We start from the raw sequence: 13,276 nt of genomic DNA, 5'->3' as shown, positions 1-13,276 counted from the left end.
GACGCGGATGGAATCGGTTCTTGGGTACCGGCCGGTTCCGCGCGAAATTTTCTGTTGCCGCCGTCTTTTCGAGAATGCGGTATTCAATGTGACATTGGATGCTGGCAGTCTAAACCTTCTGGAAAGCAGCGATTGCAATGCAGGTTGGCACGAGGTAATTCGGGTTCCATCGTTCGTCGAATGATCTGATATGAAAAATGACCGACGAAGCATGGATGACGATGCAATTCTGGCACATCAGGCAACAAGAAATAGTCAAAGAAAGTCAGCAGGGTAATTCAGTGCAGGGGTCATCCGGCAGTCGCGTTCCATTCCGGAAATCCGGAATGGAACGCGTACGCGAGGATGGAAAGGGTGAGTGGTTCGCGTCGATTGCCGGGCGGTACGATTTTCCGGACGGCGATTGCGCGAAATGCACTCTCGATTCAGGCGGGGCACGAAAAACATGAATATCGAAAGCATGGCAGATCAAAGCGCCGGTTCGCCCGAACCGGTGTCGGCTGTCAGCGGCCGCGATCCGGCGGCGCATGCGTCGGCTCCGGGGGGCATGCGGCGTCATCCTCCCCCCGAATGACACTACGCGGGCGGCGCGCCGGTTCGGCGCGACGTCCGTCCATCCGGCGTCTGAACGACGCAATCTCATGAGATTCGAGGTCGCCCGCGCGTCACGCGCGACGGGGCGGGTGTCCGCGCGCGTTCCCGGAACGGCGCGCAGCGTGCCGCCCGATCCGGGCACCCGGCTTCCATGAATCGATAAACCGCGATCGTCGTCGTGCGGTCGTGTGCTTGCGACGTGTGTCGCGTGCGCCGTGCAGAACTGCTCGGCAGTCAATTTAGAAGTCCGAAGTAGGTTGCGGAGCGTCGCGAGGCGGGTGAAAACGGAGACGGAGACAGTCTTTGCCCGGTCGCGTTCGCTGTTGCGTCATCCAGCACATGTGAACCGAGGGAAAACAAGATGAACAAGTCGTTCAAGTCGATCTGGAACGAAGCACTGGGCGCGTGGGTCGCGGCGTCGGAGCTCGATCGTGCGCGCGGCAAGCGGGTCGCGTCGTCGAGAAGCGCGGCCGCGCATGCGGCGGACGCGGGCGCCGTCGCGGGCCTTTCAACGCAGGCGGCGCTGTCGCCCAGGCGGCTCGTCGTGATGATGGCGGCCGCGTATCTCGGGCTGTTCCAGGCCGGCGCGCATGCGCAATATTCGGCGGGCGGCGGCTCCGCGACCGGCGGCGCAAGTTCGACCGCGATCGGCAACGGTTCCGTCGCGTCGCAGGTGAATGCGACCTCCTACGGCAACCTGTCGACCGCGGCGGGCCAGTCGTCCACGGCGATCGGCCCCGGCGCGCGTGCGATGGCCGATGGCGGGACGGCCATCGGCATCAACTCGCAGGCGACCGGCTTCAACAGCGCGGCGCTGGGCGTGCAGGCAATCAGCAGCGGCTCTTTCTCGGTTGCCGTCGGCAATCTGTCGAGCGCGACCCAAACCGGCGCGGTGGCGATGGGCAGCGGCGCGGCCGCGACCGGCGTTTCGGCCGTCGGGCTCGGCAACAACGCGCTGGCGTCCGGCCAGTATGCGGCCGCGCTCGGTCTCGGGGCGAGCGCGGTCGGGGCGCAAAGCGTGTCGCTCGGCTATGCGTCGAATGCGACCAACACGGGCTCGGTTGCGCTCGGCAACCAGTCGACGAGTTCGGGCGCGGCCGGCGTTGCGGTGGGCAGCGGCGCGCTGGCCTCCGGAAATTCGGGTGTGGCGATGGGCGTCAACAGCGGCGCGAAGGGCACGTCGTCGATCGCGATCGGCTGGGGCGGCACCGCCGGCGTGCCGGGTTCGGGCACGCAGTCGCTCGGCTCCAGTTCGATCGCGATGGGCTCGAATACGACGGCCACCGCCAACAATGCGATTGCGTTCGGCGTGAACACCGTTGGATCGGGCGTCAGTTCGATCGCGATGGGCGTGCAATCGAGCGCGACGCAGCAGTTCGGCCTTGCGTTCGGCAATCTCGCGCTCGCCACCGGCGCAGCGGGGACCGCGCTGGGCGCCAGCGCGACGGCATCGCAGACCAACGCGTTCGCGGCAGGCACCTCGAGCAAGGCGACCGGCGCCAACGCGATCGCGCTGGGCACGCAGGCCACGTCCGCCGCGACGAACACGGTCGCGCTGGGGGCGGCTGCTTCGGCGACCGACGACGGCAGTGTCGCCATCGGCGCTTCGTCGAACGCGGGCAACAACACCGGCACACCGACCTATCGCGCGACCGCGGTCGGTGCCGGCAGCCAGGCGACCGGGCAGTTCTCGTCCGCATTCGGCGCGACCGCGGCCGCGACCGGCAACGCCGCCGTGGCGATCGGCGATGCCGCCAATGCGTCGGCCGCCAACGCGATCGCGATGGGCAGCAGCGCCGTCGCCGATGCGGGCAACGCCGTGGCGATCGGCACGGGCGCCACCGCCACGGGCGGCACGGCGGTGTCGATCGGCGCGGGCAACACCGCCGTCGGCAATGGTGCGGTGGCGATCGGCGATCCGAGTTACGCCAGCGGCACGGGGGCGTTCACGGGCGGCGCGAACAACATCGCCAACAGCGACGGCGCAGCATCCGCGACGGTCTCCAATCAGGCCAATGGCGCGGTGGCGATCGGCAACAACAACAAGGCGATCGGTCAGGGCAGCGTCGCGCTGGGCAACGGATCGACGGCGGGCGCGGCGGGCATCGCCGGCAATATCGCGTTGGGCGACGGCGCGACAGCGGCGACCAGCGCCGGCGACGTCGCGCTCGGCTCCGGGTCGGTGACGGCTGCGCCGAATCCGACCTCGACCGGCACCATCGGCGGCGTCACGTACACGTTCAACGGCGTCAATCCGACCAGCGTCGTCAGCGTCGGCGCGGCGGGCCACGAGCGCCAGATCACCAACGTCGCCGCGGGGCGGATCAGTTCGTCGAGCACGGATGCGATCAACGGCTCGCAGCTCGATGCGACGAATCAGGCGGTGACGTCGCTGTCGACGTCGACGCAGTCCAGCATCACGTCGTTGTCGACGTCCACGTCGACGGGGATCGGCTCGTTGTCCACGGGGCTGAGTTCGACCAATAGCGCCGTCACCTCGCTGTCGACGTCCACGTCCACCGGTCTGTCGTCGGCCAATAGCGCGATCACGTCGTTGTCCACGTCGACGTCGACGGGGATCGGCTCGTTGTCCACGGGGCTGAGTTCGACCAATAGCGCCGTCACCTCGCTGTCGACGTCCACGTCCACCGGTCTGTCGTCGGCCAATAGCGCGATCACGTCGTTGTCCACGTCGACGTCGACGGGGATCGGGTCGTTGTCCACGGGCCTGAGTTCGACCAACAGCACGGTGACGTCGTTGTCGACGTCCACGTCGACCGGTCTGTCGTCGGCCAACAGTGCGATCACGTCGCTGTCGACATCGACGTCGACAGGGATCGGCTCGCTGTCCACGGGGCTGAGTTCGACGAACAGCTCGGTGACGTCGTTGTCGACGTCTACGTCGACGGGTCTGTCGTCGGCCAATAGCGCGATCACGTCGCTGTCCACATCGACGTCGACGGGGATCGGCTCGTTGTCCACGGGCCTGAGTTCGACCAACAGCGCGGTGACGTCGCTGTCGACGTCGACATCCACCGGTCTGTCGTCGGCCAATAGCGCGATCACGTCGTTGTCCACGTCCACATCGACGGGGATCAGTTCGTTGTCCACGGGCCTGAGTTCGACGAACAGCACGGTAACCTCGCTGTCGACGTCCACGTCCACCGGTCTGTCGTCGGCCAACAGCGCGATCACGTCGTTGTCCACGTCCACGTCGACGGGGATCGGGTCGTTGTCCACCGGCTTGAGCTCGACGAACAGCGCGGTGACGTCGTTGTCGACGTCCACGTCCACCGGTCTGTCGTCGGCCAACAGTGCGATCACGTCGTTGTCCACGTCCACATCGACCGGAATCAGCTCGTTGTCCACCGGCTTGAGTTCGACCAACAGCACGGTGACGTCGCTGTCCACGTCGACGTCGACCGGCATCAGCTCGCTGTCCACCGGCCTGAGCTCGACGAACAGCACGGTGACGTCGCTGTCGACATCCACGTCGACCGGAATCAGCTCGCTGTCCACCGGCCTGAGTTCGACGAACAGCATGGTGACGTCGCTGTCGACGTCCACGTCGACGGGCATCGGCTCGCTGTCCACCGGCCTGAGCGCGACGAACAGCAACGTCACGTCGTTGTCGACCGCCACGTCGACCAGCATCGGTTCGCTGTCCACCGGCCTCAGCTCGATCGCGAACAACAACACCAATCTCGGCAACAGCACGGCGGGCGCGATCGGCGGCGGGGCCACCTACGATCCGACGACCGGCGCGATTTCAGCGCCGTCGTACGTGACGTACAACAGCGACGGCTCGACGACGATCAACCACAACGTCGGTTCGGCGATCGACAACATCAACGCGAACGGCATCAAGTATTTCCACGCGAACTCGACCGCACCGGACAGCCAGGCGCTCGGTGTCGACAGCGTGGCGATCGGCCCGAATGCGATCGCGCGCGTGGACGGCAGCATCGCGCTCGGCTCGGGTTCGGTGTCCGATCGGCCGATCGTGCAGTCGTCCGGATTCCTGCGCAACGGCAGCGCGTCGATTCCGTTCGATACGACCGACGAGAAGCTGCTCGGCGCGGTGTCGCTCGGCGATGCGACGGGCAAGACCTACCGCCAGATCACCAATCTCGCGGACGGCACCGGGCAACACGACGCGGTGACGGTGCGGCAGCTGACCGGCGCATTGCAGTCGTTCGCGGTCACGCCGCAGAAATACTTCCATGCGAACTCGACGGCGGCGGATTCGCTCGCGGTCGGCGCGGAATCGGTCGCGGTCGGGCCGACGACGGTCGTGAACGGCGACAACGGCGTGGGCATCGGCAACGGCGCGATCGTCGATCAGACCGCGCCCGGCGGCATCGCGATCGGTCAGGCGGCGAGTTCCGCGCAAGCCGACGCGATCGCGCTCGGCAGCGGCGCGACGGCGACCGGCGCGCAGTCGGTCGCACAGGGCGCCAACGCGGCGGCGGTCAGCGTGGGCAGCGTCGCGCTCGGTTCCGGCGCGCGCAGCACCGCGACCGATGCGCTCGCGCTCGGGGCCGGCGCGTCGTCGACGTTCGCGAACAGCGTCGCGCTCGGCGCGGGTTCGCTGACGACGGTCGGCGCACTGACGAACTACATCGCGTACGGCCTGACCAGCCCGCAATCGTCCGCGGGCGAAGTGAACGTCGGCAACCGGCAGATCACCGGCCTCGCGGCAGGCAAGAGCGGCACGGATGCGGTGAACGTGTCGCAGCTCGACTCGGTCGCGAACCAGCTGACGACGCTGATCGACCAGCGCACGGCGAACGGCTCGTATTCGACCCATCCGACCGGCACGAACGTGGCGCCGGTGGTGGCCGGGGCGAACTCGTCGGCGGGCGGCTCGGGCTCGGTGGCATCGGGCTCGAACAGCACGGCGGTCGGCAACGCGTCGACGGCGTCCGGTAACGGCTCGACCGCGATCGGCGTCGGCTCGACCGCGTCGGGCAACAATTCGACCGCACTCGGCGCGGGCAGCAACGACGGCGGCCGGTCGAACGTGGTCGCGGTCGGCTCGGCGGATTCGCCGCGGCAGGTCGCCAACGTCGCGGCCGGCACGCAAGGCAACGACGCGGTGAACGTCAATCAGCTGAATGCGGTGTCGAACCAGTTCACGCAGTCGCTGAACACGGTCAACAATCAGCTCACGCAGATGCAGCAGCAGATCCAGCAGACCGATTCGATGGCACGTGAAGGGATCGCGGCCACCGCCGCCATGGCGTCGATTCCGCACATGGACCGCGATTCGAACTTCGCGATGGGGGTCGGCACGGCGACGTTCCAGGGCCAGAAGGCCATGGCGGTCGGCATGCAGGCACGCATCACGGAGAACCTGAAGGCGACGGTGAACGGCGGTTTCGCCGGCAGCCAGCGCGTCGTCGGCGCGGGCATGCTGTATCAGTGGAAGTGATCGCGCGCAGCGGTTCGTTCCGGCACGCGTTGCCGGAGCGGACCGCGCCGAACGCAATCGCACGCGGATGCGGCTGCATCGTTGCGCCGCCCGCGTCGCGCCCCTCGCATTTTCGGAGTCAACAAGTGAAAAACATCCATCTTGCCCTGCTGGCGTCCGTCGTTTCCCTCGCGGCCTGTTCGAGCGCGTCGGGGCCGACTTACAACGCCTATGAACTTCAACCCCGCGACGGCATCCGGACCTTCCGGGTCGACTGTCACGGCATCCTGTCGAGCGCGCAGACCTGCATGAAGGTTGCGACCCGCATGTGCGGCAACGAGCCGGTGCGCCAGATCGACGCCACGACGCCGTACCGCGACGGCGCCGATCCGCACTCGATGGTGTTCCAGTGCGGTGCGGCCCCCGCGCCGGTCGCGGCGGCGGCCGCGCCGGCACCGGCCGCGGTCGAGAAGGTGAGCCTGACCGGCGATGCGTACTTCGCGACCGACTCGGCGGTGCTCACGCCCGCGGCGAGCGCCGCGCTCGACAAGCTGCTCGGCCAGCAGGGCGACAAGCATTTCTCGCGTGTGGACGTGGACGGCTATACCGACGCGACCGGCTCGGACGCGCACAACCAGGCGCTGTCGAAGCGCCGCGCCGATGCCGTCGCCGCGTATCTGCGCGAACACGGGCTGAAGGCGGATTCGTTTGCCGCGACGGGGCACGGCGAAGCCAATCCGGCGGCATCGAACGACACCGTCGAAGGGCGCGCACGCAATCGCCGTGTGGAAATTTCGCTGCAGAAGTAACGCGTAGCGACCGCGGTTGCCGCAGGCGTGATCGTCGACGCGGACGGGACGGCTCGCTTGCGGCAGCGGCGCTGGGCGGCAACGCGGGCCGTCGAGGACAGATACGCGTACGCGGCGCGTGTGCGGTATAGCCGTCGTCGTCGCACGGACGCCGTTGCAGCAGCGGCGCGATGCAGGTTCAATCGGCGAGCCGTCATCCGCGCCGCGCAACGGATCAGTGCCTGATCACGCAGACGGCCACGATCTCGTATCCGGGGTCGGCATGCGTATTCGCCGCTTTTTCCGCTTCGTCATACGAACCGAAGGACATTGCGTCTTCGATTGCCGGCGCCATGCCGATGTCGCCGTCCTCTGCAGTGCAGAGGAATTGCTCGCCGGTCTTCACGACGTAGACGGACATCATGATTCCCTCCATCGGTTGCAGGGGGAAATTCCAGTCTAGCAGGCAGGAGAGGATGCGGCAGTCTGCCGTGTCGTCGACGTGAGGCCGTGGGTCCGCCGCGGCGCGTGTGCAAGCGCAAAGCCGCGCACGATACCCGCATGCGACCCCGAACCCAGAACGCGATGTCGCCGTCGGAATGCCCGTGTGCGCACGGATACCATGCGGCCGACGCTGACCTAGAATGAAACAGGCTCCGTTGCGGATGAGCCGATGGAAAGAGAGGGGGTGCCATGAGACGCCTTTATTTTCTCGTCCCCGATACGCAGATGGCGAAGGCGATCGTCGATGACCTGCTGCGCGCGCGCATCATCTGGCGCCATATTCACGTGCTCGCCAATCACAGCGTCCAACTCGATGAGTTGCCCGAAGCATCGTTGCTTCAGAGCAGCGACGTCGTGCATGCGCTCGAGCGCGGCGTCGCGCTCGGCGGTGCGACCGGCGCGCTGATCGGCCTCGTCGCGCTGGTGTTCCCTCCCGCGGAACTCGTGATCGCGGGCGGCGCCGTCGTCGCATTGACGCTCGCGGGCGCGGGCTTCGGTGCGTGGACGGCCGCGATGATCGGCATCGCCGAGCCGAACGGGCGACTCGCGCGATTCCGCGAAGCCATCCGGGACGGCCAGATCCTGATCATGGCCGACGTGCCGGCGCTGCGGGAGCAGGAAATCGAGGAGATGGTCGCCCGGCATTTTCCGACGGCGGACCTGGAGGGCGCCGAACCCACGACGCCGATCTTCCCCTGACGCGCGAACATTCGCAGATACGGACACCGGCGCTCGTCGACGTGCCCCGACGAGCGCGTGTTCGCATGGCCGCGATCCTCGGCGGCATGCCGTTGCGTTCCGATGCGCCGCACGGGCTTCTCGCGCGTTGCGCCGGCCCCGTATCCGGCCGTTGAGGATCACGGGCCGTCGGCGCGAATCGCGCGTTCGGAACCCGAGTGCTGAAGTCGAATCTTCAGCAGCTTCAGCAAGGAGGTCATATGGAACTGCACCTTCAATCACATCATTGGGAACGGCGCACGCCGGACTGGGTCGCCGCCGCGGTGGCCGGCCTCGCGGGCGGTGCGCTGGTGATCGTGCTGGAATTCTTCTGGTCGACGCTGGTGCTCGGTGAAAGCCCGTGGCGGCCGACCCACAAGATCGCGGCGATGGTGATGGGCCGCAGCGCGCTCGGTCAGCTCTCGCAATTCAAGCTCGAAATCGTCGCGATGGCATTGCTGCTGCACTACGTGCTCGGCGCGATCATGGGGATGATGCTCGCCGCGATCATCGCGCCGTTCCGCTTCGATTCGAGCGTGGGGATGGAAGCGGTGATCGGGCTGGCCTTCGGTATCGTCGCGTATGCGTGGAACTTCCATGTGATGACGGCCGTGTTTCCGTGGTTCGTGTCGGAACGGGGTGCCGGGCCGTTGCTGGCCAACCTGCTGTTCGGCGTGGTCGCCGCCGTCGCTTACGGCAGGCTGGAGCGATGGCGCGGGCACGGCCACTGACGTATCGATCCCTCCCGTCGCGCGGGCCTGAAATACGCGGCGTGCGCGCCCCGCCGCGCTGCCTTGCACGATGCACGGGAGCGGACTACCTTTTTCTTTAGAGCCGTCGTATGCGACGCATCGTGAAGCGATCCCGGCGGAGTCGCCGGCGCCGACCGCCGACGATACGACGATAAGAAGAATGCGAAACGCGGCGATGCGGCACGACGCCGCCGGCCGCGTCGTGCCGACGGCTCGAGCGCGTGACATGCAGCGAGGCGGCGTATGGCCCTTGCGATTGCCCTGGTCCTGATCATCGTATTGGCGGTGGGGTTTCACTTTGCCAGCCCTTGGTGGATCACGCCGATCGCGTCGAACTGGGTGCGCATGGACGACATGCTGACGATCACGCTCGTCATCACCGGCGCATTCTTCATCGCGATCAACCTGTTCATCGTGATCGCACTGGTGCGCTACCGTCACCGCGACGGCCATCGCGCCGCCTACGCGCCGCACAACAGGCGGCTCGAATGGTGGCTGATCGGGCTGACCTCGGTCGGCGTGGCGGCGTTGCTGGCGCCGGGGCTCTTCGTCTACGCGGACTACGTCCGGCCGCCGCCGAAGGTGCTGCAGATGGAAGTGCTCGGCCAGCAATGGCAATGGCGCTTCCGTTTCGCCGGACCGGGCGGCAAGCTGGGCACGACGGACGTACGCTACATCAGCAACGACAACCCGTTCGGCCTGAATCCCGCCGACCCCAACGGCCGCGACAACTACCTGATCGAGTCGGCCGAGGTGCACCTGCCGCTCAACCGGCCGGTCCAGGTGCTGACCCGGTCGCGCGACGTGCTGCACGACTTCTACGTGCCGCCGTTTCGCGCGCGGATGAACATGGTGCCGGGCATGGTGACCACCTTCTGGTTCACGCCGACCAAGGCAGGGCGTTACGACATCCTGTGCGCGCAGCTCTGCGGTATCGGGCACTCCGGCATGCGCGGCGTGGTGGTGGTGGAGGACGAGGCGTCGTTCTCGCGCTGGCTCGCGCGGCAGCCGACGTTCGCGCAACGGCAACTGGCCGGCGTGCAGACGGCATCCGCCGCCGCGGGCGGCGGCACACAGGCGCTCGCCGAGCTGGGCAGGACGCTCGCGGCGGCCAAGGGCTGCGTCGCGTGCCATACCGTGGACGGCAGTCCGCGCGTCGGCCCGACGTGGAAGGGGCTGTACGGCAAGACCGAAACGATGGCCGACGGCAGCACCGCGAAGGTGGACGACGCGTATCTGCGCGCGTTCATCCGCAACCCGACGGCCCGCGTCGTGAAGGGTTTCTCGCCGATCATGCCGCGCTTCGACCTGAGCGACCAGGAACTGAACGCGCTGGTCGCCTATATCGAGGCGCAGGGCGGGCCGGACACCGCCGACGCGGCCCGGCGCTAGCGGAGCAGAGGCCATGACGTACGCACACCCCGACCACGCCCCGCGCAGCTTCTGGACCCGCTACGTGTGGAGCCAGGACCACAAGGTCATCGCCGTGCAGTACGCGCTGACGGCCATCGCCATCGGCCTGGTCGGCATGGTGCTGTCGGACCTGATGCGGCTGCAGCTCGGCTTCCCGGGCAAGTTCGCGTTCATCGACGCGACCCACTACTACCAGTTCGTCACGATGCACGGGATGATCATGGTGATCTACCTGCTGACGGCGCTGTTCCTGGGCGGCTTCGGCAACTACCTGATTCCGCTGATGCTCGGCGCGCGCGACATGGTGTTCCCGTTCCTCAACATGCTGAGCTACTGGGTCTACCTGCTGGCCGTGCTGGTGCTGATGGCGAGCTTCTTCGTGCCGGGCGGGCCGACCGGCGCGGGCTGGACGCTGTATCCGCCGCAGGCGATCCTGCCGGGCACGCCGGGCGTGCAATGGGGCATCGTGCTGATGCTCGTGTCGCTGGCGATCTTCATCGTCGCGGCGACGATGGGCGGCCTGAACTACGTCACCACCACGCTGCAGGCGCGCACGCGCGGGATGACGCTGATGCGCATGCCGCTCACCGTGTGGGGGATCTTCACCGCGACCATCCTGGCGCTGCTCGCGTTTCCGGCGCTGTTCGTGTCGGCGGCGATGATGCTGCTCGACCGGACGCTCGGCACCAGCTTCTTCGTGCCGGCCGTGGTGTCGATGGGGCAGACGCTCAAGCACGCGGGCGGCAGCCCGCTGCTGTTTCAGCACCTGTTCTGGTTCTTCGGGCATCCGGAGGTCTACATCGTCGCGCTGCCGGCCTTCGGCATCGCGTCGGACCTCATCAGCACGCACGCGCGCAAGAGCATCTTCGGCTACCGGATGATGGTGTGGGCGATCGTCGTCATCGGTGCGCTGAGCTTCGTGGTCTGGGCGCACCACATGTTCATCGCCGGCATGAACCCGTACTTCGGCTTCTTCTTTGCGACGACCACGCTCGTCATCGCCGTGCCGACCGCGCTCAAGGTCTACAACTGGGTGCTGACGCTGTGGCGCGGCGACATCCATCTGACCGTGCCGATGCTGTTCGCGATCGGCTTCATCAGCACGTTCGTGCTGGGCGGGCTGACCGGGCTCTACCTCGGCAACGTGAGCGTGGACATTCCGCTGTCGAACACGTACTTCGTGGTCGCGCACTTCCACATGGTGATGGCCGTGTCGCCGATCCTGGTGGTGTTCGGCGGCCTCTACCACTGGTATCCGAAGGTGACGGGCCGCATGCTCGACGACACGCTCGGGCGCGTGCATTTCTGGATCACCTTCGTCGGGACCTATGCGATCTACTTCCCGATGCACTATCTCGGCATCCTCGGCATGCCGCGCCGGTATTACGCGTACGAGGGCTACAGCTTCATTCCGCATTCGGCGCAGACGCTCAACGCGTTCATCACCGTCGTCGCGCTGATCGTCGCGGCCGCGCAGCTGCTGTTCCTGTTCAACCTCGCGTGGAGCCTCGCGCGCGGTAAGCGCGCCGACGGCAACCCGTGGCGCGCGACCACGCTCGAATGGCAGACGCCGCAAACGCCGCCGGCGCACGGCAACTGGGGCGCCGCGCCGCCGGTCGTGTACCGCTGGGCATACGAATACAGTCCACCGGGGCAGGCGCAGGACTTCGTCCCGCAGAACCAGCCGCCCGCGACGCCATCCGGGCCCGAGCCGGCCCGGCCGGCGCTTCACCCCGGCGAGGCGCGCGAATGACCACGCTGCCGCGCCCCTTCGTTCCCAATGCGCGATCCGGTGCGCCGAACGCGGGCCGCACGGGCCTGATCGTCTTCATGGCGGTCGCCACCGCGTTGTTTTCGCTGCTGCTGCTCGCCTATGGGATGCGCATGCGCGAGCCGGACTGGCAGCCGATCCCGCATCCGGCGCTGCTCTGGTGGAACACCGGCGCGCTGGCGCTCGCAAGCGCGGCGATGCAGCAGGCCCGGCGCATCACCTGGCACCGCGCCGCGTGGCTGATCGCCGGCGGGGGGCTGGCGGCGCTGTTCGTGATCGGGCAACTGGCCGCGTGGCGCATGCTGTCCGCCGCCGGGCAGACGATTGCCGTCAATCCGTCCGACAGCTTCCTCTACCTGCTCACCGGCCTGCACGGGCTGCACGTGCTGGGCGGGCTCGCGGCCTGGGGGATGACGATCGTGCGTGTGCGGCGCGCGGACCCGTTCCGCGCGCAGCGCGCCATCGCACTGTGCGCGATCTACTGGCATTTTCTGCTGGCGGTCTGGCTCGTGCTGCTCGCGGCGATGTGGTGGATTACCCCCGCGATCGTCGCCGCCGTTTGCGGGCCGCTGTATGGAGCCGCGCCATGACCTCGCCCACGCTCCACCCCGAATCCGCCGGCGAATCCGCGGGCGAACCGGCCGCCGACCTCGCGCCGTCCGGCGGCGGCCCCGACGGCTGGCGCGGCATCGTCACCGACTGGTCGGCCGACCGCGAAGCGTTCAAGGTGCCGTGGGGCAAGGCGATGATGTGGATCTTCCTGCTGTCGGACACTTTCGTCTTCAGCAGCTTCCTGATCGGCTACATGACGGTACGCATGTCGACCACGGCGCCGTGGCCCGATACGTCGAAGGTGTTCGGGCTCACCGTGGGCGGCGTGGAGGTACCGTTGCTGCTGATCGCGATCATGACGTTCATCCTGATCAGCAGCAGCGGCACGATGGCGATGGCCGTGAACTTCGGCTACCGGCGCAACGCCAGGCGCGCCGCCGCGCTGTTGCTGGCGACCGCGCTGCTGGGCGCGACCTTCGTGTCGCTGCAGGCCTTCGAATGGAGCAATCTGATCGTCCGCGAAGGCATACGGCCGTGGGGCAACCCGATGGGCGCCGCCCAGTTCGGCGCGTGCTTCTTCATGATCACCGGGTTTCACGGCTTTCACGTGAGCTGCGGCGTGATCTATCTGCTGCTGGTCGCACGCAAGATCCTGCAACCGGGGTTCGCCGATCGCGGCAACTTTCAGATCGTCGAGATTGCCGGCCTGTACTGGCACTTCGTCGATCTCGTGTGGGTGTTCATCTTCGCGCTGTTCTATTTGTGGTGAGGC

10 protein-coding genes are annotated in these 13,276 nt (G+C 67.3%); 9 read left to right on the top strand and 1 reads right to left on the bottom strand.

Annotated features, from left to right (window positions below):
- Nucleotides 1-197: 197 nt before the first annotated feature.
- From WJ16_RS34915 to WJ16_RS18990, 3 genes are all read left to right on the top strand, one after another.
- Nucleotides 198-449 (top strand): hypothetical protein, encoded by a 252-nt coding sequence (locus WJ16_RS34915; RefSeq protein WP_157126815.1) that lies wholly within the window; start codon nt 198-200, stop codon nt 447-449.
- A gap of 506 nt (nt 450-955) precedes the next feature.
- Nucleotides 956-6,028 (top strand): YadA-like family protein, encoded by a 5,073-nt coding sequence (locus tag WJ16_RS34910; RefSeq protein ID WP_069258592.1) that lies wholly within the window; start codon nt 956-958, stop codon nt 6,026-6,028.
- Nucleotides 6,029-6,153: 125 nt separating this feature from the next.
- The gene (locus WJ16_RS18990; protein WP_069258810.1) at nt 6,154-6,816 is read left to right on the top strand and encodes an OmpA family protein; all 663 of its coding nucleotides are present in this window, start codon (nt 6,154-6,156) and stop codon (nt 6,814-6,816) included.
- 214 nt (nt 6,817-7,030) lie between these two features.
- On the opposite strand, the gene WJ16_RS18985 is transcribed toward WJ16_RS18990, so the two are convergent.
- A complete protein-coding gene (locus tag WJ16_RS18985; RefSeq protein WP_069258809.1) occupies nt 7,031-7,219 on the bottom strand; it encodes a hypothetical protein in 189 nt (62 codons plus the stop codon).
- A gap of 269 nt (nt 7,220-7,488) precedes the next feature.
- On the opposite strand from WJ16_RS18985, the gene WJ16_RS18980 reads away from it, so the two are divergent.
- The 6 genes from WJ16_RS18980 (at nt 7,489) to WJ16_RS18955 (ending at nt 13,273) form a co-directional block, all read left to right on the top strand.
- Nucleotides 7,489-7,998, top strand: a complete 510-nt coding sequence (locus WJ16_RS18980; RefSeq protein ID WP_069258591.1) for a DUF1269 domain-containing protein — start codon at nt 7,489-7,491, stop codon at nt 7,996-7,998.
- Nucleotides 7,999-8,237: 239 nt separating this feature from the next.
- Nucleotides 8,238-8,747 (top strand): hypothetical protein, encoded by a 510-nt coding sequence (locus WJ16_RS18975; protein WP_069258590.1) that lies wholly within the window; start codon nt 8,238-8,240, stop codon nt 8,745-8,747.
- Between the two features lie 264 nt (nt 8,748-9,011).
- A complete protein-coding gene (locus WJ16_RS18970; protein WP_069258589.1) occupies nt 9,012-10,160 on the top strand; it encodes a c-type cytochrome in 1,149 nt (382 codons plus the stop codon).
- Nucleotides 10,161-10,173: 13 nt separating this feature from the next.
- Entirely contained in the window at nt 10,174-11,934 is a 1,761-nt protein-coding gene (gene ctaD, locus WJ16_RS18965) for a cytochrome c oxidase subunit I (RefSeq protein ID WP_069258588.1), read from the top strand.
- Nucleotides 11,931-12,542, top strand: a complete 612-nt coding sequence (locus tag WJ16_RS18960; RefSeq protein WP_069258587.1) for a cytochrome c oxidase subunit 3 — start codon at nt 11,931-11,933, stop codon at nt 12,540-12,542. Before ctaD ends, WJ16_RS18960 begins: the two co-directional genes overlap by 4 nt.
- Nucleotides 12,539-13,273 (top strand): heme-copper oxidase subunit III family protein, encoded by a 735-nt coding sequence (locus tag WJ16_RS18955; RefSeq protein WP_069258586.1) that lies wholly within the window; start codon nt 12,539-12,541, stop codon nt 13,271-13,273. The genes WJ16_RS18960 and WJ16_RS18955 overlap by 4 nt, the downstream gene beginning before the upstream one ends.
- Nucleotides 13,274-13,276: the final 3 nt, after the last annotated feature.

The organism is Burkholderia metallica (assembly GCF_001718555.1).
Lineage (GTDB): Bacteria > Pseudomonadota > Gammaproteobacteria > Burkholderiales > Burkholderiaceae > Burkholderia > Burkholderia metallica.
The sequence above is the reverse complement of the archived record's forward strand: the minus strand, read 5'-3'. Positions and strand labels throughout refer to the sequence as shown.